The organism is Alkalibacterium sp. s-m-28, from assembly GCF_054658175.1.
In genome coordinates, this window is the sequence record NZ_BAAGIQ010000034.1 from 1 (window position 1) to 21,648 (window position 21,648).

Consider the following 21,648-nt stretch of genomic DNA (forward strand, 5'->3'; position numbering starts at 1 on the left):
GAATGCTTTTCTCTACCATACGTATAGTGTACCTTTAAATCCCCTCTCTTTTCAAATCAAGTGATAGTGATTAACGTTTGAGGTGATAGGCTTTCTAGCGGGTAAAACTTTATACTTTCCTATTCTAGGACAAAAAAACAGCCGTTTACCGATTTGGACGTACAGTCCTTCCGGTACACGGCTGTTTACTTATTTGAGTCAGCTGCATTGACTGTTTTGACCTACTCGCCCTCTTCTTCAATCGAGAATACTGGAGTAGAAAGATAACGTTCACCGGTATCCGGGGCGACAGTCACGACCGTTTTCCCTTTGCCCAGCTGTTTTGCCACTCGAATAGCTGCCGCAATGTTGGCTCCTGACGAAATACCAACCAGTAGCCCTTCTTTCCGGGCCACTTCACGCGTCATGTCGATAGCTTCTTCACTTGTAACGGTCACGATTTCATCAATCAGATCCCGTTCAAGGATGTCCGGAATGAAACCTGCCCCTATCCCTTGGATTTTGTGCTTCCCTTTTTCTCTTCCACTTAATACCGCTGATTCATGCGGTTCGACCGCAATGATTTGAGCAGCAGGATTATGCAGTTTCATCACTTTTCCTGCTCCAGTCAGTGTTCCACCAGTTCCGACCCCTACTACAAAAGCATCCGGAGTCTTTCCTTCAAGTGCTTCGATGATTTCAGGACCCGTTGTCTGAATATGAACAGCAGGATTTGCCGGATTCTTAAACTGAGACGGCATGAAGTAATTATCCTGTTCGGCCAGCGTCTGCGCCCTGTCCATGGCTCCCGGCATGCCATCATCTCCAGGCGTCAGTTCAAGTTCCGCACCGTAAGCTTTCATCAGGGAACGTCTTTCCACGCTTAACGTATCCGGCATGACAAACACTGCCTTGTACCCTTTAGCCGCAGCGATCATCGCCAGACCGACACCTGTATTTCCACTGGTCGCTTCAACAATCGTATCGCCTTCTTTCAGAAGACCCTCTTTCTCTGCCTCTTCAATCATGTTCAAGGCAATGCGGTCTTTCACACTTCCTCCTGCATTACGCATCTCGATTTTTACATAAACATCTGCATAATCATCCGGTACCAGACGGTTCAGTTTCAATAATGGTGTCTGACCGATCAATTCTGTAATGGATTGGGCTATTTTCACGTTTACACTTCCTCAATTGTTAGTTTATTTACAGTTTAGTATGTATCAGCTATTTATACAAGAAAATGGTATCAGACAGAAGACAAAGAAATCTCCGACCGCCTGTAATGAGTTCAGCGGTCGGAAGATGTAATAAGTCTATTCGATTTCAATACGTTTAGATCTGGACTGTGTCGGATTTTGCTTAGGCAAAGTGATCGTTAATAGCCCCTTCTCAAACTGTGCACTGATGTTGTCTTCATCGATATCCTGAATGATAAATTGACGACTGAATGAACGACTGGAACGCTCTCTTCTAATATACTGACGTTCATCATCGCGTTCATCTGATTCAGTTTCTTTTTTAGCAGTGATCGACAGAACGTTGTCTTTATAATCCAGTTCAATGTTTTCTTTTGACATGCCCGGTAATTCTGCTTCTACAACGTATGCCTCATCTTTTTCAATGATATCCGTCTTGAACTGACCGAAGTTCTGCCCTAACGCATCATCGAAAAACCGTCTGCCGAAATCCATGAAGTCCCTTCTGGTTGGGAATAAGTCACTCATCCCTGACCCTCCTTTCTCTCGTTACTAATGCTTTCCCTTATCCTCACCTATAGTGTACTCTTTTCTTTTGAAAATGCAAACGAAATAAACTGGATTCCATATGGGGTTTCAACAGATTTCGGTTAATCTATTACTGTCAAATGACGTTTGCACCTGCTTCATTGAGATACTGGCTTCATATTCGGCCTCTACCAAAAAATCCACTTCCAGACCTGATTAATGGGACTGGAAGTGGATGCTTGTCTCTATTCAGTTATTAAGACGCTTTTCAAGTTTGTCTACATAATGCTTGTCGAAAAGTGGCTTGATCGACTGGTGTCTCTGGATCCGTCTGATCGCGTCCCCTAAAATCGGAGCGATGCTGATGACTTCTATCAGTTCGCAGCTGCTTTTTTCTCTGATATCGATCGTATTCGTCACGATCGCTTTTTTGATTCCCGATTGGTCGATCCGATCGATGGCGTTATCAGATAATACAGGATGTGTCACGCAGACATACACGTCTTTTGCACCGGCTTCCTTGAGTAACTCGCAGGCTTTTGTGACAGTTTTTGCCGTGTCCATGATATCATCGAATAAGATACAGGTGCACCCTGACACGTCACCCACTACATGCATTTCTTCATCAATATCTTCATCTGCCAGTCGTTTGTCGATAATCGCCAACCGGGAGTCAAGCAGCTCAGCCATTTCTCTGGCTCGAGAGACTCCGGCATGATCTGGTGAAACAACAACGGTCTCTTCTCCCCCGAAGTCTCTGTCAAGGAAATAGTTCGCCAGCGTTGCAATGGCGGACAGATGATCCATTGGAATATCGAAAAAGCCCTGAATCTGAGGTGCATGCAGGTCCATGGTAATCATCCGTGTGGCTCCGGCAATCGTCAGCATATTCGCCACTACCTTAGCTGTGATTGCTTCACGTAGCCCCGGCTTTCTGTCCTGCCGGGCATACCCGTAATAAGGCATAATTACATTGATCGTTCTGGCGCTGGCCCGTCTCAATGCGTCGATCATGATCAGGACTTCCATAATATAGTCGTTGCTCGGATCATTTGTGGACTGCAGGATATACACATCAGCTCCACGCACACTTTCTTCTATGTTGATCCGTATTTCTCCATCTTCGAACCGGGTAATATCCGCTTTGCCCAGCTCCATTCCAATTTCCTCAGCAATTTCTTCAGCCAAGGGACGATTGGAATTCATTGAAAACAGCTTCAAATTAGATTGTCTGATTTCTCTATCCATGACAGCCTCCACTCATTCGATGATCCCGTCTTTACCTTAATTTAAGCATACTTATGTAAAAATGCAAGCGTTAGCGAAAGGAAATTATACCATCGTTTTTCGCTGGGTCACTTCCTTAGAATTGATCAGGACCCATTCAGGACAGGAGATTTAAGAGCCCATAATGGGTATGCACCCTCTACTCTATAGGCTGACGATAAATGTGCTACACTAGGACCAAACACGTTGATTTTTAAATCAAAGTCATGAATTAATCACTTAAATCTATCCAAAGGCTCCCATTTCCATTCGGTCACTTCAGGCATATCATCGCCGTGTTCCCGAATGTAATGATGGTGCTTGTCCAGCAGCCGGTCCATCTCGTTTTCAAATTCTGCAGCCTGTTCACCGTATACTGCGTGGGCAGCGTCTTTAGCCAGATGGAAACGGTCGAGTTCATTGACTACTCGCATATCGAATGGCGTCGTCACGTCCCCATTTTCCCGGTAGCCATGAGTGATCAGCTGTCTGTTTTCTCTATCGAAAAACAAGCCTCTTATTAACCCTTCATACCCATGGAAAGCGAAGAGAACAGGTTTATCCTTAGTAAACAACTTATTAAAGGCTTCATCACTCAAGCCACGTGAATCCTTTTTCTGGCTGGCCAGTTTTAACAGGTCCACCACGTTGATGAATCTAACACTCAAATCAGGATAGGCTTTGTGAAGGATCGATATCGCGGCCAGAGCTTCCAAATTCGGTTCTGTTCCGGCAGCGGCGATGACGATATCCGGGTCGTCTGAGTCATTAACACTTGCCCAGTCGATCACTTTAAGTCCTTTGTCGATCAGCTCTTCTGCTTCTTCCGCTGAATAGAACTGCGGACGCGGATGCTTGCTTGACACAATGAGGTTCACTTTCTGTGTCGAGGTCAAGACTCTATTCATGACAGCCATCAGTGAATTGGCGTCAGCCGGGAAGTACGCTCTGATGTACTCGCGCTTCTTGTCGGCCAGATGCGTGCTGATGCCAGGATCCTGGTGCGTATAGCCATTATGATCCTGCTGGAAAACTGATGATGACGCAATGATGTTCAGTGACGGATACTTGCGGCGCCACTTCTGTTCGTCAGCTTTTCGTATCCATTTAAAATGCTGCGTCAGCATCGAATCGACAATGCGCAGAAAGCCTTCATAACTGACAAAGAACCCATGGCGGCCTGTCAGGACATAACCTTCCATCCAGCCTTCAGCCTGGTGTTCGGACAACTGTGAATCGATCACACGCCCAGTACTTGACTGCGCTTCGTCTTCCGGTTCATCGATATCTTCCATCCACTGGCGATCTGTCGTCTCCAGGACTTCATTCAGCCGATTGGACTTCAGTTCATCGGTACTGATTATCCGGAAATTATCTGGATTTAAATCAATAATGTCACGGGCAAATCGACCGAACACCATCATATCCTTTTCCTTTTCAGCTCCAGGAGTAGAAATTTCAAGTGCATGTCTGTGCCAGTCAGGGAGCTTCAGTGGTTTGGGATCGATGCCTCCATTGGTTACAGGATTGGCTCCCATCCGTTTGTTTCCTTTTGGTGCGATAGCTTTCAACTCTTCGATCAACTTGCCTTCATCGTCAAACAGCTCATCCGGTCGGTAAGCGGTCATCCAGTCAGTTAATGCTTCACTGTATTCCATGCTGCCTTGCTCTGCAGGGATCGGCACCTGATGCGATCGGAATGTCCCTTCAACCGGCTCCCCGTCCCATTCTTCAGGTCCCGTCCATCCTTTTGGACTGCGGAGAATAACTACCGGCCAGTGCGGCATCTCTGTATTTTCTGCCGATTTTTGACGCGCATTTGTTTGAATAGACTTGATCTGTTCGATCGCCTGATCCAATGTGTCAGCCATTTTCGGATGCATACCGTCGGGATCGTCTCCTTCGACAAATAAAGGGGTCCAGCCGAGTCCTTCAAAGTATTTCGTCAGTTCTTCATCTGACTTGCGTGAAAGAATCGTCGGATTTGCAATTTTGTAGTCATTCAAATGCAGGACAGGCAGGACTGCACCGTCAGTTACGGGATTGATGAACACATTTGAAAACCAGGAGGTAGCCAATGCACCAGTTTCAGCTTCACCGTCACCAATAGTGACTGCTACAATCAGATCAGGATAATCCAGTACAGCACCTGTCGCATGAGACAGAGCGTAACCCAGCTCCCCACCTTCGTGAATGGACCCTGGTGTCTCCGGAGCCGCATGAGAGCCGATTCCTCCCGGGAAAGAAAACTGCTGAAAGAGTTTTGCCATCCCCTCTTCGTCAGTTGTAATATCTGGATAGACTTCTGAGTAACTCCCGTCTAAATAGGCATTTGACACCATGACTTGACCGCCGTGACCTGGTCCTTCAATGAAGAACATGTTCAGATCATACTTATTGATGACTCTGTTCAGGTGGGCATAAACAAAGTTCTGTCCTGGAACAGTCCCCCAATGCCCGATTGGATTGATTTTAATGTCCTCTTTTTTCAACGGACGCTTAAGCAGGGGGTTGTCTTTCAGATAAATCTGACCGATCGACAGATAATTCGCCGCCCGCCACCAGGCATCCACTTTATTCAGATAATCTTCAGAAGAGTAATTGACTTCACTCATTAAAAAAGGCTCCTTTCCTGATTCTATAGACTACGGTAATTATTTGTTTCGTCTTACTTAACTTTAGCATACCCTACTCCGAAGCCTCTACGAATAGCCCTTTGAATACTAATCTAGTTAACTAACCGGTAAACAATGAAGCTGAACTAGAACTAAAATGCTCCATTTTCTATAAATAAAAACATGCCCTTAATTAGTCTTCTGACTAAAAAGAGCATGTTCATGTTTTTATGATTATTCTTATCTACTGCATAACCCAGTGATTTGCTTTCACTTCTTGTAATGTCTGGCCTTCTAGAGATATTTCTACCGAATCATCATGTGCAAACGATGCATCCGTGGCCGTATAGTGCGGATCAGGCACTGGTATAGCAGACAGCAACTTTCTTGTGTAATTATGCATCGGATTTGTAAACAGTTCTTCCGAATCAGTCAGCTCGACAATTTGACCTTTGTACATCACGGCTATCCGGTCAGACAACTTTTTAACAGTCGCCAGATCGTGAGCAATAAACAGATAAGTCAGATTCAGTTTGCGTTGCAGCTCTTCCAGAAGATCCACTATTGTCAATTGGACGGATGCATCCAAAGCAGATAACGGTTCATCCAGCACAATGAATTCCGGTTCGACAGCAAGTGCTCTTGCGATTCCGATACGTTGACGCTGCCCCCCTGAGAATTCATGAGGGAAACGCTTTGCAAAGGATGTGTCCAGACCGACTAAAGTCAGCAACTCTTCAACACGTTCTCTACGCAGTTTCTTATTCGCTGCCAGTTTATGAATATCCAACGCTTCTCCAATAATATCCTCTACTGTTTTACGTGGATTGAGTGAAGAGTATGGGTCTTGGAAAACAAACTGGACTTTCTTTCTCATTTCTTTCATCTGTTTTTTCTTAAAGGTATTTAAATCACTGCCTTCAAAAATTGTTTCACCACTTGTTGCTTCATGAAGACGAAGGAGTGTACGACCGGTCGTCGATTTCCCTGATCCGGATTCACCTACCAGACCAAGAGTTTCACCTTTATAGATATCAAACGAAATGCTATCAACAGCTTTTAAAGTATTCTTTCTCCCTATAGGAAAATGCTTAGCCAGTTTATTGACTTCCAACAATTTTTCACGCGTGCCGGAGTATATTTGAACCAGCTTCTCTTTTGATTCAGGTGATTTTTCCTCATGCAGGTTAGGAATAGCCGCCAGAAGTTTCTTTGTATACTCTTCTTTAGGAGACGTAAATATTTCACTAGTCGTTCCACTTTCAACTACTCGTCCCTGATTCATGACAACGATTTTCTCACACATATTGGCTACTACACCGAAGTCGTGTGTGATTAGCAGTATGGACGTTCCGGTTTTTTCTTGAATATCTTTAATCAGGTCCAGAATCTGAGCCTGAATCGTTACATCCAAAGCCGTCGTTGGTTCATCCGCAATCAGCAGTTTCGGGCTACATGCCAATGCAATGGCAATGATGATCCGCTGTCTCATTCCCCCTGAAAATTCAAAGGGATACTGATCAAATCGTTCGTCAACATTCGGGATCCCTACTAGACGCATAATTTCCTTCGCTCTAGCAGCTGCCTCTTTTTTCGATGCATTTTCATGAATACGAATCGTTTCGGAAATCTGCTTTCCTACTTTCATTGTAGGGTTCAGTGAAGTCATCGGGTCCTGGAAAATCATGCCGATGTCATTTCCACGTATTTTTCTCATTTCTTTTTCTGATTTACTTAATATATCTTCTCCATTAAAGGTAATGATACTTTCTGATCCGACCACTGCATTATTTCCTAGAAGCTGCATAATAGCTCGAGCAGAAACACTTTTCCCACTCCCGGATTCGCCAACGATCCCAATTGTCTGACCGTGGTCGATGTCAAAGGATACATCGGATACCACTTCCAGAAGGGTGTCCCCTGTAGAAAACGATATGTTCAAATTTTCTACGTGAAGTAATTTATCTTGCACTTTCATTCATCCTCTCGAATACACAATCTATACTCATGAAGACAAGCTCTAAGCCTGCCTATTATTACTCTCTCGTTTACTCTTAGTTCAGGTCAATTCGTTTATTGAGCAATCGATAGATGACATCGACCATAATATTGACAAAAACAAACAGGAAGGCAAAGACCAATACTCCTCCTTGAACAACCGGAAAATCTCTAGCTCGAATCGAGTTAATGATCAGTCGTCCCAACCCATTGATTGCAAATACTGTTTCTGTAATAACCGCCCCTCCAAGAAGAGATCCAAATTGCAGGCCGACGACAGTTACTACGGGTACCATTGCGTTACGCAAGGCATGCTTGTAAATAACTTTTTTCTCACTGACTCCTTTTGCGCGTGCCGTTTGAATGTAATCCTGCTCAATAACCTCAAGCATACTTGAACGCGTCATTCTTGCAATAATAGCTGAGCCGGCCGTCCCTAAAGTTATGACAGGTAGAATCATCTGCTGAGGGGTACCCCAACCTGAAGCTTGGAACCAGCCTGTCCCAATGACCAGCCATTGTATGAGCATGAGTCCTAACCAGAAATTAGGCATGGATAAACCAAAAAGTGCCCCGAACATGAGTGTGGAGTCGATAAATGTATACCGCCGGACAGCTGACACGACCCCAGCAGTCAGCCCGATAAATACCGATAATAATGTACTATAAAATGCCAGCTCTACCGTTGGAGCCAGTCTTCCGAAGACTTCAGTAGATACAGCTCGTCCACTACGAATCGAGTTGCCTAAATCCCCTCTAACTACGCCACTTACATAATTATAGTACTGGACTGGAACGGGATCATTTAAACCCAGTCGTTCTCTCGCTGCTTCAAGCTGTGCAGGAGATGCACTCTCCCCCGCCATAATCTGAGCCGGGTCACCGGGTATCAGAAGCATCATACTGAACGTCAACACAGTCACACCAATCAATACGGGGATAGTCTGTATCAGTCGTCTACCTAAAAATTTCAACACAATAATTCCCTCTTTTCTAGTTTTTCGATTTCGGATCCAGCGCGTCTCTAAGTCCATCGCCAAAAATGTTGAAAGCCAAGACAACAACTACGATAGCCAGCCCTGGAATTGTAGATACATGTGGCGCATCCCACATGTGATTACGTCCATCACTTAGCATTGCACCCCATTCAGGTGTTGGTGGCTGTGCACCCATTCCTAAGAAGGATAGGCCACTAGCAGTCAAGACAGATGTTGCGATATTAAGTGTTGCCTGAACAATAATTGGTGAAAGTATATTAGGAAGGACATGTAAAACGATAATTCTAAAATCACTTGCACCTAAAGCTTTTACAGCCTCGATATATTCCAGCTCTCGAACTTCCAATGTAGACCCTCTCGAAATACGGGCAAACACGGGAATTGAGAAAATCGCTACAGATATAATAACGTTATTCATTCCGCCACCTAAGACACTGACAATAGCAAGCGCCAGAAGGATTCCCGGAAAGGCTAATAGAATATCCATAAATCGCATGATTATAGTATCGACCCAGCCTCCAAAGTAACCGGAGACAACTCCAAACGCTACTCCAATAGTCATCCCAATCAGAACAGATGAAAATCCTACTCGCAATGTGATACTCATACCGTGTATAATTCGGCTGAAGATATCTCTCCCGTGATGGTCTGTTCCGAACCAGTGCTCCAAGGAAGGACCAACAAGTCGGGCGTCATAGTTTTGAGCGTTAGGGCCGTATGGTGTTAAATACGGACCTATTAAAGCAGTTAAAATAAGCAATATGATCAGCGTTCCTCCAATAAGTGCTGATTTGTTACGGTAAAACTTCTTCCAGAAATCCTGAAACCTTACAATATTGTGATTAACGGGCTCCTGTCCACTTGGACTTCCGGTGTTTAAATTTACTTCTTCCTGCATAATACCTGTTCCTTTCTATTCTACGTATAAAAGACGCGATTCTTTATTCATTAACAGCATGAAAAGTGAATAAAGAATGACGACTTTCGAAATTATAACATAATCATTTTTATCTATTTTTACATATCACTCCCTTTTTTGCAACTTAATTTGAATCAATAGATTAGTAAATGCCCATCAAAGTATTAGTGTAATTATATTTTATGTAATCTTAACTTAATTCTTTTTCTTATTCTCTAATGGAAGATAGGGTGGATCTGCCCTTTAAATTAAAATAAGGTTAAAAAGACATTCTAAAATATTAATAAATAACTTGACCTTTAAACAGTTCTTCGATATAGTATAACTTATATTTCACTTTACAAATGTTACACGATAAAAGGAGAGTGCATTAATAATGAGAAAAATGAATAAACGATCGTTATTTTTCACATCATTAACTGCTGCAGCGCTTTTACTTGCTGCTTGTGGTACAGATGATAGTGATCCGGTCGACGGTGGAACTGATCCCGGAGAAGAAACTGGGACTGATACTGAAGGTGCTCAGGGTGGAGATTTAGTTATTGGTCAACTATCTGATGCTGTTTCTCTTGACCCACATGGTTCAAATGATACTCCTTCAAGTAACGTTGCTTACAATATTTACGAAGCGCTACTGATTCAAGATGAGAATATGGAGCTTCAACCTGGATTAGCAACAGAATGGGAAAGGGTCGATGACTTAACATGGCAGTTCACGCTACGGGAAGATGTTACCTTCCATGATGGTTCTGAATTCAACGCTGATGTTGTTCAAGCCAACTTCGAACGTATTCTTGATGAAGAGATTGCTTCTCCTCGTGCGTTCTTGTACGAAATGGTAGAGGAAATTAATGTTGTCGATGATTATACTGTCGAGTTTGTGACCGAGTATCCATTCTCCCCACTTCCAGCACATATTGCTCACAATGGTGGAGGAATGATGTCAGCAGAAGTCATCGCAGCAGACTACGAAGCAATTGAGAACGGCTCTGAACCAGGAAGTGTCATCAATGAAAACCCTGTCGGTACCGGACCATTTGTATTCGAAAGCTGGACTCCAGGTGACGAAATCGTTCTTAACAGAAACGACGATTACTGGGGTGGTGCACCAGCACTGGATTCCATCACTTTCCGAGTCGTTCCTGAGGGATCCACTCGTCTAGCTGACCTTGAAACAGGTGCGATCCACATCTCAGACCCACTCAGCCCGTCTGATGTTAGTCGTGTAGAAGGTACTGACGGCATGTCTGTCAACAGTCAACCATCTGTTGGTCTATCATACATCGGATTCAATACTCAAAAAGAGCCATTCGATGATCCATTGGTACGTCAGGCTATTTCTAAAGCCATTGATAAAGATACGATCATTAACGGAATCTACGATGGTGTAGGAATTCCTGCAGAGAGCCCGTTAGCTCCAGATGTCTTTGGGCATGACGAAAATATATCTGGTCTTGAGTACAATGTTGAAGAAGCACGTGAACTGCTTGCTGAAGCAGGTTACGAAGATGGCTTCTCCACAACACTTTGGACAAATGATAACCAGGATCGTATTGATACGGCTACAGCAGTACAAGCACAACTTGAAGAAATCGGCATCGACGTTGAAATCGAGATTGTTGAATGGGGTGCGTATCTTGAAGATACTGCTGCCGGCGAACACGACATGTTCATCCTAGGATGGTCAACAGTAACTGGTGATGCAGACTACGGTCTGTATCCACTGTTCCACTCTGACAACTTCGGTGAAGCGGGTAACCGTACATTCTTCGCTACTGATGAACTGGATTCAGTACTTGAAGAAGCACGCCAAAGCTCTGACGAAGACGAACGTCTTGACCTTTACAGCAGAGCTCAAGAAATTCTTGTAGATGAAGCGCCTATGATTTACATCCACCACCAGGAATTCCTTCTGGCTGTAAGTGATGATGTAGAGGGACTATGGCAGCATCCAACAGGTATCTTGATGCTGAGAGATGTGTCATTGAACCAGTAACATTACCATTCTCTTCTATAATGAATAGCAAGAAGCGCCACAGATGTCCTGCTCAGACATCTGTGGCGCTTTTTTCTCATCGACTGAATGAATTACTTCCGACATGGATCAGCATCCAATCAGTAAAAGAATCAGTAAAAGTCATTAATCCACTGAGGTTAGCCTTTAATATTATTGTGTTAATATGTTATAATGACTTAACATTATGTAAACGCTTTATATTTTGTTGCTTTCATTTTTTAGCCAGTTAGCCATCCACCTTTTTTTCTTCTATTTCAAACCGACTTTACCGGAAACTTCTTATTCGAACACACCCTATCCCCCACTCAGACGTGAACCATCATGACAGCCTCTCATCGCTATCACTTTAGAACCAAAGGAGGAAAATATGAGAAAAATACTTACCCTATTGAGTTTCAGCGCACTGTTTCTCGCAAGCTGCGGCGAAGAAGTAGAATCATCAGAGGACAACACACATGAAGAGATTATTTCAGAGCTGGAGTCAGACTTGGAAGCAGCGAATCACCAGATCGAGTCCCTGGAATCCGAGCTGCTTGATGCGCAAGAAGATATAGAAGATCTGGAAACAGTTCTGGCTGAAGCTCAGGAGGAAAACGAAGAAGTATCAGATCAGGACAGCGAAGAAATCGTAGAAGACACCGCTGAGGAGCCTGAAGAAGAAGAGTCTATCGTCACAGAAACAGAGAAAGAAGAAGAAACTGAAGAAGTTGCCAGAGACGAACCAGCTGAGGAAGAAGTCAGTGAACCATCTGAACCTGAAGGAGAAGTATCTAGAGAATTCAGAAATGCATTAGGCTCGGCTAACAGCTATCTGGACTTTACCAGCTTTTCAAAAACAGGCCTTTACGATCAGTTGATTTTCGAAGGCTATCCTGAAGATGCTGCTCAATATGCAGTAGATACTGTAGAAACCAACTGGAGTGAAAATGCGCTCCAAAGTGCTATAAATTACCTGGACTTCATGTCTTTTTCAAACCAGGGGTTATATGACCAGCTGATTTATGAAGGCTATACTGCAGATCAGGCACAGTACGCGATAGATAATCTGCCTTAATCCGTTTAGTGATGCAAAACGATATGAGATAACAGCACTAAAACTCCCTGAGCAGGTAGGCAACTGGTCAGGGCGTTTTTATGGATCTAGGATTCTGCATATGAACTCTTTAATTCAATTAATCTAAACCGCCATCTTCTTCCTGCTCTTTACGCAGATGGTAGATATAGTACGATGGGATCAAGCCACATGTAAATACTATCAGTCCGAGCACAAGACCCATCCCAGCTGTCCCACCTTCAGACAAAGCGTTAGCCAGACCTAAAACGATTGATATCAAAGTAGTGATGCTTATAGATATAAGCAAACTTTTTCTGGAATTGATGCGTTTCGTTTCCTGGTCCACACTGATGCCGGTTTGAAGATACGCATAAACCGTTCCGGTGATGATCATCAGCAGCCACAAAGGATTCTGTCTCGCTTCACTGTATCCTACTGCAGCTATTTCATAACCTAATATGCCTATAATACCTAGAGTCTGTATGATGCAAACTATTCGAATAATTTTTAAATACTGTAACTTTAAGCGCTCGTCTTTTATTTTCTTCATTTACTGACTCTCCTTCTCTCTCCAGAATACCTCATCTAACGTTTTATCTAACGCATAGCAGATATCCAGACACAGCCTCAAGGTTGGATTGTACTTCCCTTTCTCAATCAAGCTGATTGTTTGTCTAGTCACGCCAGTCTTCTCTGCCAGCTCCAACTGTGTGAGTCTTTTTTCTATACGCACTGTCCTGACTTTATTGTTCAACCTCTTGATCCTCTCCTGCATCAAAATGGAATATATACATTACATTTTTAGTGTAACATATATTCCATTCTTAAAAGATTTTATTGCTATTATTTAAAAAACAGCTATAAAGCTTAACCTAACGTATAAAAAAACAGACATCTTCCTTTTATTACTAAAGAATGGATGTCTGTTATACCTTTTATTATTAGTTTTTTACCATGCGTAGGCTTCAGGTGCTCTGCCTCCGGGACCTGGGAAGATTCTGTCCAGTTCGTCCATCACATCTTCTGACAGATTGATTTCGACTGCTTTGAGTGCTTGTTCCAACTGATCCATTGTTCTAGGACCTATAATTGGGGCTGTGACAGCCGGATTAGCTAACAGCCATGCCAATGCGACATTTGGTTCAGATTCGCCCAGTTCCGCACATAACTTAGAGTATGCTTCTAGTTGATTTCGTTCATGCTCAGTAAGGTTAGCTGCACGCTGCTCACTTCTTGAACCAGGTTCCGGATCAAGAATCTTGCCGCTAAGTAATCCACCGCCAAGCGGACTCCATGGGATAACTCCAATGCCCAGATCTTCTGCAGCAGGAAGAACTTCAAGTTCAGGCAGCCTGCACAGGAGGTTATATTTATGCTGCTCGGATACGAGACCAAGAAAATGACGCTTCTCAGCTTCCGCTTGAGCGAGTGCTAGATGATATCCTGCAAAATTACTTGCCCCAATATAATACGTTTTTCCCTGATTGACTAACGACTCGAACACGCCCCATATTTCTTCCCAAGGCGCATGCCGTTCAATATGGTGCATCTGATAAAGCTCCACATGATCCGTCTGTAGTCTTTTCAATGAGTGATCCAAGTGACGTCGTATTTTATAGGCTGAAAGTCCGCCTTTCTGATTGGGGCCATCTGTTTCATCTTCCATATCGCCATATACTTTAGTTGCCAGAACGACTTTTTCCCGTCTTCCACCACCCTGTGCAAACCAGCGGCCGATAATCTCTTCAGTCTGCCCTCGATTCCCACTACCACCGTAAATATTAGCCGTATCAAAGAAGTTGATTCCAGCATCAAGTGCTCTGTTCATTATGTCGTAGGCATCCTGCTCACTTGTATACGGCCCGAAATTCATTGTACCCAGACAAAGCCTGCTGACTTTCAGTCCTGTTCGTCCTAAATAGGTGTATTCCATCATGCTTTTCCTCCCTGACTTGTTATAATAGCATCTTTCCATCAAACTTTATCACTATTTGTGTAATAGCTCAATTATATTGAATCCGTTATCATTTTACTTAAGAGCAACTTTTCATAATTACATCTAGTCACCCTGATATAGTTATTTTTCATATTTCCTCCAGTCCATCAATGGAATGATCGGACCTAGAAAGGAATATGGATTCTAGAGGTAATGTGCACAGTTTGTATTAAATCATATAAATTGTTCAAAGACTCAGGAGTTGTTAAGTTGTTTCGCATTGAAAAGAATGAAATTTCTCTCCTAAGACGAACACATACAGGACGATAGTCATGACCAGAAGTTATCTGTTTCGCTGCATGAAACAATACTTCATGCATATGACTATCTTTTTTCACTTCTGGATCAGAATAAGCAACACTTATTGCATCGATGATTTTTTCGACATTATCTTTTTTAGCCATTCGGTCTGATACCCCTTTTTTATTATGAAGCCTTAATAGTCCAAGCTTATCGACTCTTTTTGGAGCGAGTTTGTTATAGGATGGCTCTTGTAACCCACTCATTGGCTCTCTTAACCTCGAGTTTGTCACAAGATGCGTCTTAGAACCCACTCACCTACTCTTTTATCTTGAGTTTGTCATAAGATTTAAATTTAGCTTACATGAAAATCATGCGACATTCAAAAATCATCATTTAAAATGTAATAAGATTCAAGGGAGCCATCGAGTGGTCTGGCACTAAACAAATAATGCCACAGAAGTAGCGGACGCCTATCGTCAGTATAACCTTACCATACAAAAAAAGACCTGCACACTAGTTGTGCAGATCATCCGATACAAATCTCTTTTGGTCCTTACTGGGAAGAAACCATAATCATTAGTCAGTTGCAAAAGTACTCAAAAAGCTCACAACCACAAGAAAAGAGCGAAATTAGCTATCAACTACAATTATCTATAATTACCCACGCATACTACACTTTACTGCAACACTTTTGCACTAATGGGCTGGGGATGAAGTCACTCATTCGAGTGGCTTTTTTTTATTTATCTAGAGTTTTCTCTAATAACTCTCGGGCTTTGTTCCTTCTTACTTGTAACTTTTCAAATAGAACTTCATTACTTTGTTTAGCTTCTTTCGGTAGATCACTTATTAATCGTTTAATCCCTTTATCCAATATATCGACTTCATTCTTATAGTCTTTTCTCTTTCTATATATCTTGGCTAAGTATTCAACTCCACCTGGAGAATAAAAGTTGTGCTCTAATCCCTGAAGGAGAAAGGATTCAGCTTCATCAAACTCTTTGTTTTTGTAGTGATTAATGCCTTTAGTTTGAAGTAAAAAACCTTTTCTTTGTTCGATAGTTTCAACTGGTTTTATTCCTAGACTTTTCAGTTCGGCAACTTCTTTTTTATATCTCTTAAGTTCCTTATCCATATCTATCTCAACGATACCTTTATTGGCCTGTAAGTGATTATCTATAACCTGTTGGTATTTTTCCATCAAAGCTATGCCTTTCGCAGTAGCGTTTCCTTGATCAATATATCCTTGATTCTCCAGAGTTGCTTTCTCTTTCTGGAAATTTAGACCGTATTTGTATTCAAAATAAGCTGGTATACGTCTACCTTCTGGGTATTTATCTATCCAATACACCATAAAAACATGCCCATTTAACAATCCTTCTTTGTTACGGCTCATCATTTTTTTATCTACTACCACTGGCGGAACTATTGCGCCTTCTTTCCATTGTTTAAAGTTGCGGTCTTCTGCTATATAAGGGAATTCAGGGTATTTACTATAGTAAGTCTTCTGTATATATTTTATATTTTCATTGTTACTATATTCTTTATTTGTTGACCTCTTAAACATATCAAATATTCCCAAGTTATCCACCTCTTTTTATTATTAAATGCTATATCCTTATATTACTTGAAGCGTATACATATTTACATTAATTATAAGATTATCTTAATATTGCATTTAAAAGAATCGTAATTACAGGTATAGAAATAGTCAATTTTTCAAATGGTTCTAGTTCATTATAAATTTTGGTTAATTTATATCCAAGGTCTATTAATGTATCTAACAACATAGTAGTTCCTATTACGAATCCTATTACACCAAAGTATGCAATAGATTGATCTGTATATATCCATGTTGAGAATATAAACATCACCGATGTCAAAATTAAAAAACTATTATAATTTTTCTTTGAAGATAAATTAATAATAAGTATGTACATTCCAAATATAGACAATGGCATAGCTATACTTCCCCATACGTGATCAAATTGTATGTCTGTCCAAGTTTTTATAACTTTAAATTGATAGTAGTCTACTCCATAAAAATATAATGGAACTAGGAATAAGGCCCCCCAAAAACAACCGGTTCTTCTTTTCTTGAAAACTCTTTTTAATGCAGCCCCGGGGTGGTAATTGTTAAATCTCATATTCAGTATCCACTCCTTTTTTTTACATTATAACAGAATCTTAATGAATTAATATATATGAAAAGGGCTACCTATTGGTAACCCTCCTAAAGCAGATTTTACTTATGTTTAATTATTATCTGCCCCACCTCTCTGTTAGTTGTGTTTTCTCTGCGCCTATACGATCATAACGGTTATACGTAGCGCCTACCCATTGATCGCCGTCCACATAGATGTCTTGATTCTTGTGTATCAATTGCTCGATTAAACTTTCTAGTCGAGTATTACCAGATAATTCAGTGTTAGCTGTTGAGTGCGTCGCATGTGCGTTCACATCAAACGACCGTCCACCGAGCACGCTGTTCATCGCCTTGTTCACTTCAAGCTCGCCAGAGTAGATACCCTTAGCGACTTGTTCCATGATTCCGTTATTCTCAATGCCGGCCAGCGGACTTGTTTTGTCCTTCGGTGGAGAGAAAGGAAGCAAATCATGAAGAATCAGGCTATCAAAAGCCCACTTATGAAACCTTTGAAGAGATCTATGAACTATGGTTCAATGTCATCTATAAAGAAGATGTACGAGAAAGCACTGCGGTTAAAACAAGAGAACTATTCGATAACCATGTGCTCAAAGATTTAGGTCGGTTGCGTATTCAAGCCATCACCCCTGCTCAATGCCAGGAGGCTGTGTTCAAATGGTCTGAACGTATCTCGAAAGCTAAGGTCATGAAGAATTATTGTAAACGAATCTTTGATTATGCTATTACATTAGAGAAAATAAGACATAACCCTATGGATCGTGTACACGTTCCTAAAATGAAAAAAGAGAACAAAAGAGACATTAACTTTTACACTAAGGATGAGTTGAAACGATTCCTCGAATGCGTTCAGCTAGATAATAACCCGCGTTGGTTCCCTATGTTTCGTTTACTGGCTTTCAGTGGTATGCGTAAAGGCGAAGCACTGGCTCTTACATGGCAAGACTTTAACTTTGAAACTAATACCGTTACCATCGATAAAACACTGGCACGTGGGAAAGATAACTCTCTCATAGTGCAGAGCACAAAAACAACTGCCGGAGAGCGTACCATCTCTTTAGATCCTATTACCATTGACATAATCAAAGAGTGGCGTAAAACTCAACGTTTAGACTATTTAAAGCTAGGAATGAATACTAACACGCCAGATCAAGTTGTATTCACTACATTAGATAATGAGTATATCCAACACGCTAACCTTACATCATTCATGAATAAGATTATCGAAAAGCATGAACTGAAACGAATTACACCACATGAGTTAAGGCACACACATTGCTCTATCCTATTTGAAGCAGGCGCTGGCATAAAAGACGTGCAAGAACGTCTAGGCCATTCGTCATATGAAGTCACTATGAACATCTATACCCATGTGACTGAAGAAGCTAAAGAGAAAACAGCCGATATATTCGCTCGACACGTCGGTTTCTAGCCTAAGTGTCCATGTAAAAGATTGAAATAGCCTTAGAATTGACCTTACGTTATCGGAGAAGGAGTGGTCATATGACAGTAACATGTTATTACAAAGACGGCAGAAAGGTAGAAGGCGTGGCTAAAATGCCAATCGATATACAAGTGAAATTAATTGAGCAGCTGACTGGTAAGAAGGTAATTGAAATACCTGTCAAAGAGGAGGATGTGAATGGACGACCTATTACTCTTAGCACTCGTACCTCTACTGAAGACATTGACTGAAACAAACATTCGTATGCAACAGTACTATGCAACAATAAAAAAAAGAAGCTTCCAAACGCTTCTTGATGGTTGTCACATCAACGTTTTGGAGGCTTCTGTATAATATTAGTATGGTCCTTACTGGGCTCGAACCAGTGACCCCTACCTTGTCGAGGTAGTGCTCTCCCAACTGAGCTAAAGAACCGTTATTGGGTCATTACTAATACGAGTATACTAGATTTTGCCTAATTTGTAAACAAGATTTCAATCTTAAACAGTCCTTCCTTTTCTTTTACGGTAAATTCGTTCATAATGGTTAGGAGAGAATCAGGAAGGAACCGGTGTAATGGATACAACTAAACTGAGTAAATTTTATAAAAAATCACACGAAGAAAAAATCGATGCACTATTCGAAGCGGGTGTCATTTCAGATGAAGATAAACAGACGCTTTTATCAAATAACCTGGATCTGAACCTTGAAACAGGCAGCAATATGATCGAGAACCATCTGGGCAATTATTCCCTTCCTCTAGGGGTTGCCATGAATTTCGTCATCGATGGCACAAACAAAGTGATTCCAATGGCTATTGAAGAGCCATCCGTTATTGCAGCGGCCAGTTTTGCGGCTAAAATCATCAGTACCGGAGGCGGCTTTTCAACGGACGTTCCAGACAGACTAGTCATCGGTCAGGTGACCTTAAAGCACGTCGGCAACATGGCTGAGGCCAGAGAAATCGTCCTGAATGCAAAACAGGCCATTCTAGACCGAGCAAATGAAGCTCACCCCTCTATCGTTAAACGAGGAGGTGGAGCCCGAGATCTGACTGTGCGTATTCTTGAAGAAACAGATCAGACGGATTTCCCTGCTTTCCTTTCTGTTCATCTGCATATCGATACGAAAGAAGCTATGGGAGCCAACATCATTAACACGATGATGGAAGGCATTGCTCCTTATATAGAGGAACTGACTGGCGGGACTGCCCTGCTTCGTATCCTTTCCAATTATGCGACAGAAAGCCTGGCGACTTCTCAATGTGTCATCCCGGCACACGCGTTAAAGATCGGAAAGTACACTGGAGAAGAAGTCAGAGACCGCATCATTGAAGCCACTCAGGTAGCGACGATAGATCCATATCGTGCCGTGACTCACAATAAAGGCATCATGAATGGGGTGGACGCTGTGGTTGCCGCCACAGGAAATGACTGGCGCGCAGTTGAAGCCAGCGTCCATGCCTATGCCAGTCGAAGTGGGCAGTACCGGTCGCTGACAACGTGGGAGAAGAATGAGCAAGGCGACCTGGTCGGTTCACTCACTCTTCCCCTACCAATTGGGACAGTAGGCGGCGCTATTTCGATTCATCCAGCCGCACAGTTGTCTCATACTATTTTAGGGCATCCAAACGTCAATGAACTGGCCGGCATCCTGGCTTCAGTTGGTCTGGCTCAGAACCTTGCAGCTGTTCGAGCCTTGGTTACTGACGGTATACAGAAAGGCCACATGGGACTGCATGCCCGGTCTCTTGCCATCAGTGCGGGAGCTAAAGGAGAACAGGTCCATAAGGTAGCGGATTTGCTGAAACAGGCGCCGCATATGAACCTGGATGCAGCTAGATCGATACTAAGGAATTTATAGTACAATTAAGTAAATTTATATGAGTCTGTAATAAAAAATGCATTCCCATTTCGTTTCCTTGTTTTAGGAACATAGTGGGGAATGCATTTTATTCTTCTATTTGCGATTGCTCGAATACAATTCAGATACATAAAGCTTTTGTCCCAGCCTTATCTATTCTCGAATTAATTCTCTTTCATCTCTTATCACTAGTGTTGCATTAAAAATTTAACTGTTCCATGACATAAAAAAATCCTTTATACTAGTACTTGGATGACTTATCCAAGACCAATACAAAGGATCTAAGCATGGATAAGTATAATACAAAAATGACTATAAATAAATGGTTTTCATATATAAATTTAGAAAAGTTAAGTCCATCATCACAAAAGGCGATTCATGCGTTTAATCGCTATGCCAAAAAACTAACGTTTAGTAAGGTATTGATGCTCTTTTTGTTCGCTATTAATGAGGAAACAGAAAGTTTGCGCCATTTAGATCAACAACTGGTTCACCCTCAATTAAAAATGGTGATAGGCGTTGACACAATCAGTTATTCCCAACTATCACGGGCTTTAAAAGCACTAGACGCGACTGTTCTTTTGGAAATATTCAATCAGTTACTAGGGATGGTTCATCAGAAGACACACATAAGTAGGCAGAATAAGGTCTACTTGGTCGATAATTCCACTTTTTCATTTAGTAAACACTCCTATCCATGGGCGGATTTCCGTCCAACAAAAAGTGGTATTAAGTTGGGGCTGGGAAAAAACTCCCCTAAAATGAATAAATCCCTCGACCGATTTTGAGAAAAAAATGGTCGAGGGATGTTTCTTTTTTAAAGACAAAATGAGCCCCACCGGCTATAATTGAAGTACCAACAGAAATTATAGGAGGGGCTCACTTTGTATCAAAATTATACCACAATGGAAACTGCTTTAACACTACAATTAGACTTCACTATTCCCGAGGATCACGAAGCACGTCTTATCAGTCGTTTCGTTGATTCTATTCCTGCGGAATTTCTTCTGGAAGAAACCTCTTCTACGGGACGTCCTGCGTTTCACCCTGCCATGTTACTTAAAATGTGCTTATTTGCCTATAGTCGTTCTACTTTTTCAGGTCGCACGATTGAACGCATGAATGACGAGTCCATTCCAATGAAATGGCTGACTGGCGACACATCCGTTACCTATAAAACAATCAATAATTTTCGTTCTAGTGAACATGCCAAGCGCCTGATCAAATATGCTTTCGTCCTGTTCACTTCACTACTCCAAGAGAATGGCCTGCTTCATGAGGAGGCTTTGTTTATTGACGGCACGAAACTTCAAGCTGATGCCAATATTTACTCCTTCACTTGGAAGAAGGCCATCGATCGTTATG

The 21,648-nt window shown here is 42.0% G+C and carries 21 protein-coding genes and 1 tRNA gene; 7 read left to right on the forward strand and 15 right to left on the reverse strand.

All coding sequences use genetic code 11. The features are described 5' to 3' along the window. Positions 1-221: 221 nt before the first annotated feature. The 7 genes from cysK to ACYQ4S_RS06330 all read right to left on the reverse strand — a co-directional run bounded on the left by cysK (position 222) and on the right by ACYQ4S_RS06330 (position 9,481). Complete coding sequence (cysK, locus tag ACYQ4S_RS06300) at positions 222-1,157, reverse strand: cysteine synthase A (protein ID WP_346025536.1); 936 nt, start codon at positions 1,155-1,157, stop codon at positions 222-224. A gap of 138 nt (positions 1,158-1,295) precedes the next feature. After that, a complete protein-coding gene (locus ACYQ4S_RS06305) occupies positions 1,296-1,706 on the reverse strand; it encodes an Hsp20/alpha crystallin family protein (protein ID WP_459770061.1) in 411 nt (136 codons plus the stop codon). 249 nt (positions 1,707-1,955) lie between these two features. Next, positions 1,956-2,954 carry a ribose-phosphate diphosphokinase gene (locus ACYQ4S_RS06310; RefSeq protein WP_346025534.1) on the reverse strand — a complete coding sequence of 333 codons (999 nt, stop codon included), beginning with the start codon at positions 2,952-2,954 and terminating at the stop codon, positions 1,956-1,958. 254 nt (positions 2,955-3,208) lie between these two features. Further along, positions 3,209-5,587, reverse strand: a complete 2,379-nt coding sequence (locus ACYQ4S_RS06315) for a phosphoketolase family protein (RefSeq protein ID WP_459770063.1) — start codon at positions 5,585-5,587, stop codon at positions 3,209-3,211. Between the two features lie 244 nt (positions 5,588-5,831). Beyond that, on the reverse strand, positions 5,832-7,559 hold the full coding sequence (locus ACYQ4S_RS06320) for an ABC transporter ATP-binding protein (RefSeq protein WP_459770065.1): 1,728 nt from the start codon (positions 7,557-7,559) through the stop codon (positions 5,832-5,834). 82 nt (positions 7,560-7,641) lie between these two features. Then, the gene (locus ACYQ4S_RS06325) at positions 7,642-8,562 is read right to left on the reverse strand and encodes an ABC transporter permease (protein ID WP_346025531.1); all 921 of its coding nucleotides are present in this window, start codon (positions 8,560-8,562) and stop codon (positions 7,642-7,644) included. Positions 8,563-8,578: 16 nt separating this feature from the next. Continuing rightward, entirely contained in the window at positions 8,579-9,481 is a 903-nt protein-coding gene (locus tag ACYQ4S_RS06330) for an ABC transporter permease (RefSeq protein ID WP_346025530.1), read from the reverse strand. Positions 9,482-9,878: 397 nt separating this feature from the next. Here ACYQ4S_RS06330 and ACYQ4S_RS06335 point away from each other — a divergent pair, with 397 nt between their 5' ends. Together ACYQ4S_RS06335 and ACYQ4S_RS06340 are read left to right on the forward strand one after the other, a co-directional pair. Next, positions 9,879-11,498, forward strand: coding sequence for a glutathione ABC transporter substrate-binding protein (locus ACYQ4S_RS06335; protein WP_459770067.1), 1,620 nt, complete (start codon positions 9,879-9,881; stop codon positions 11,496-11,498). Between the two features lie 388 nt (positions 11,499-11,886). Continuing rightward, positions 11,887-12,573, forward strand: coding sequence for an Ltp family lipoprotein (locus ACYQ4S_RS06340; protein ID WP_459770069.1), 687 nt, complete (start codon positions 11,887-11,889; stop codon positions 12,571-12,573). A gap of 118 nt (positions 12,574-12,691) precedes the next feature. Here the strand turns inward: ACYQ4S_RS06340 and ACYQ4S_RS06345 are convergent, their stop codons facing one another. The 7 genes from ACYQ4S_RS06345 to ACYQ4S_RS06375 all read right to left on the reverse strand — a co-directional run bounded on the left by ACYQ4S_RS06345 (position 12,692) and on the right by ACYQ4S_RS06375 (position 17,305). Further along, the gene (locus ACYQ4S_RS06345; RefSeq protein ID WP_459770070.1) at positions 12,692-13,123 is read right to left on the reverse strand and encodes a hypothetical protein; all 432 of its coding nucleotides are present in this window, start codon (positions 13,121-13,123) and stop codon (positions 12,692-12,694) included. Beyond that, on the reverse strand, positions 13,124-13,327 hold the full coding sequence (locus tag ACYQ4S_RS06350) for a helix-turn-helix transcriptional regulator (RefSeq protein ID WP_459770072.1): 204 nt from the start codon (positions 13,325-13,327) through the stop codon (positions 13,124-13,126). It lies immediately after the preceding gene. A 195-nt stretch (positions 13,328-13,522) separates the two neighbouring features. Further along, positions 13,523-14,509, reverse strand: a complete 987-nt coding sequence (locus tag ACYQ4S_RS06355; protein WP_459770074.1) for an aldo/keto reductase — start codon at positions 14,507-14,509, stop codon at positions 13,523-13,525. A gap of 185 nt (positions 14,510-14,694) precedes the next feature. After that, a complete protein-coding gene (locus ACYQ4S_RS06360; protein WP_459770076.1) occupies positions 14,695-14,973 on the reverse strand; it encodes a bacteriocin immunity protein in 279 nt (92 codons plus the stop codon). Positions 14,974-15,551: 578 nt separating this feature from the next. After that, complete coding sequence (locus ACYQ4S_RS06365) at positions 15,552-16,394, reverse strand: tetratricopeptide repeat protein (protein ID WP_459770078.1); 843 nt, start codon at positions 16,392-16,394, stop codon at positions 15,552-15,554. Positions 16,395-16,473: 79 nt separating this feature from the next. Beyond that, complete coding sequence (locus ACYQ4S_RS06370) at positions 16,474-16,959, reverse strand: hypothetical protein (RefSeq protein ID WP_459770080.1); 486 nt, start codon at positions 16,957-16,959, stop codon at positions 16,474-16,476. A 115-nt stretch (positions 16,960-17,074) separates the two neighbouring features. After that, positions 17,075-17,305, reverse strand: a complete 231-nt coding sequence (locus tag ACYQ4S_RS06375; protein ID WP_459770081.1) for a hypothetical protein — start codon at positions 17,303-17,305, stop codon at positions 17,075-17,077. Between the two features lie 86 nt (positions 17,306-17,391). On the opposite strand from ACYQ4S_RS06375, the gene ACYQ4S_RS06380 reads away from it, so the two are divergent. Both ACYQ4S_RS06380 and ACYQ4S_RS06385 read left to right on the forward strand, forming a co-directional pair. Further along, positions 17,392-18,408: a tyrosine-type recombinase/integrase gene (locus ACYQ4S_RS06380; protein ID WP_459770083.1), complete on the forward strand. Its 1,017-nt coding sequence runs from the start codon at positions 17,392-17,394 to the stop codon at positions 18,406-18,408. A 71-nt stretch (positions 18,409-18,479) separates the two neighbouring features. Further along, positions 18,480-18,671 (forward strand): hypothetical protein, encoded by a 192-nt coding sequence (locus ACYQ4S_RS06385; protein ID WP_459770085.1) that lies wholly within the window; start codon positions 18,480-18,482, stop codon positions 18,669-18,671. A gap of 111 nt (positions 18,672-18,782) precedes the next feature. On the opposite strand, the gene ACYQ4S_RS06390 is transcribed toward ACYQ4S_RS06385, so the two are convergent. Beyond that, positions 18,783-18,855: transfer RNA gene (locus ACYQ4S_RS06390), tRNA-Val, on the reverse strand. Positions 18,856-18,996: 141 nt separating this feature from the next. On the opposite strand from ACYQ4S_RS06390, the gene ACYQ4S_RS06395 reads away from it, so the two are divergent. From ACYQ4S_RS06395 to ACYQ4S_RS06405, 3 genes are all read left to right on the forward strand, one after another. Next, positions 18,997-20,283 carry a hydroxymethylglutaryl-CoA reductase, degradative gene (locus ACYQ4S_RS06395; protein ID WP_459770087.1) on the forward strand — a complete coding sequence of 429 codons (1,287 nt, stop codon included), beginning with the start codon at positions 18,997-18,999 and terminating at the stop codon, positions 20,281-20,283. A gap of 287 nt (positions 20,284-20,570) precedes the next feature. Beyond that, positions 20,571-21,071: a transposase gene (locus tag ACYQ4S_RS06400; protein ID WP_459770089.1), complete on the forward strand. Its 501-nt coding sequence runs from the start codon at positions 20,571-20,573 to the stop codon at positions 21,069-21,071. A 117-nt stretch (positions 21,072-21,188) separates the two neighbouring features. Next, positions 21,189-21,648 (forward strand): transposase (locus ACYQ4S_RS06405; RefSeq protein WP_459770091.1); only part of this gene is annotated, 460 nt, incomplete at its 3' end.

What these genes read in the sequence shown, in the direction of transcription:
- ACYQ4S_RS06305 (WP_459770061.1), bottom strand. Translation starts at nt 1,706, where the DNA reads ATGAGTGACTTATTCCCAACCAGAAGGGACTTCATGGATTTCGGCAGA.
- ACYQ4S_RS06310 (WP_346025534.1), bottom strand. Translation starts at nt 2,954, where the DNA reads ATGGATAGAGAAATCAGACAATCTAATTTGAAGCTGTTTTCAATGAAT.
- ACYQ4S_RS06315 (WP_459770063.1), bottom strand. Translation starts at nt 5,587, where the DNA reads ATGAGTGAAGTCAATTACTCTTCTGAAGATTATCTGAATAAAGTGGAT.
- ACYQ4S_RS06330 (WP_346025530.1), bottom strand. Translation starts at nt 9,481, where the DNA reads ATGCAGGAAGAAGTAAATTTAAACACCGGAAGTCCAAGTGGACAGGAG.
- ACYQ4S_RS06335 (WP_459770067.1), top strand. Translation starts at nt 9,879, where the DNA reads ATGAGAAAAATGAATAAACGATCGTTATTTTTCACATCATTAACTGCT.
- ACYQ4S_RS06340 (WP_459770069.1), top strand. Translation starts at nt 11,887, where the DNA reads ATGAGAAAAATACTTACCCTATTGAGTTTCAGCGCACTGTTTCTCGCA.
- ACYQ4S_RS06345 (WP_459770070.1), bottom strand. Translation starts at nt 13,123, where the DNA reads ATGAAGAAAATAAAAGACGAGCGCTTAAAGTTACAGTATTTAAAAATT.
- ACYQ4S_RS06355 (WP_459770074.1), bottom strand. Translation starts at nt 14,509, where the DNA reads ATGATGGAATACACCTATTTAGGACGAACAGGACTGAAAGTCAGCAGG.
- ACYQ4S_RS06360 (WP_459770076.1), bottom strand. Translation starts at nt 14,973, where the DNA reads ATGGCTAAAAAAGATAATGTCGAAAAAATCATCGATGCAATAAGTGTT.
- ACYQ4S_RS06370 (WP_459770080.1), bottom strand. Translation starts at nt 16,959, where the DNA reads ATGAGATTTAACAATTACCACCCCGGGGCTGCATTAAAAAGAGTTTTC.
- ACYQ4S_RS06375 (WP_459770081.1), bottom strand. Translation starts at nt 17,305, where the DNA reads ATGAACAGCGTGCTCGGTGGACGGTCGTTTGATGTGAACGCACATGCG.
- ACYQ4S_RS06385 (WP_459770085.1), top strand. Translation starts at nt 18,480, where the DNA reads ATGACAGTAACATGTTATTACAAAGACGGCAGAAAGGTAGAAGGCGTG.
- ACYQ4S_RS06395 (WP_459770087.1), top strand. Translation starts at nt 18,997, where the DNA reads ATGGATACAACTAAACTGAGTAAATTTTATAAAAAATCACACGAAGAA.
- ACYQ4S_RS06400 (WP_459770089.1), top strand. Translation starts at nt 20,571, where the DNA reads ATGGATAAGTATAATACAAAAATGACTATAAATAAATGGTTTTCATAT.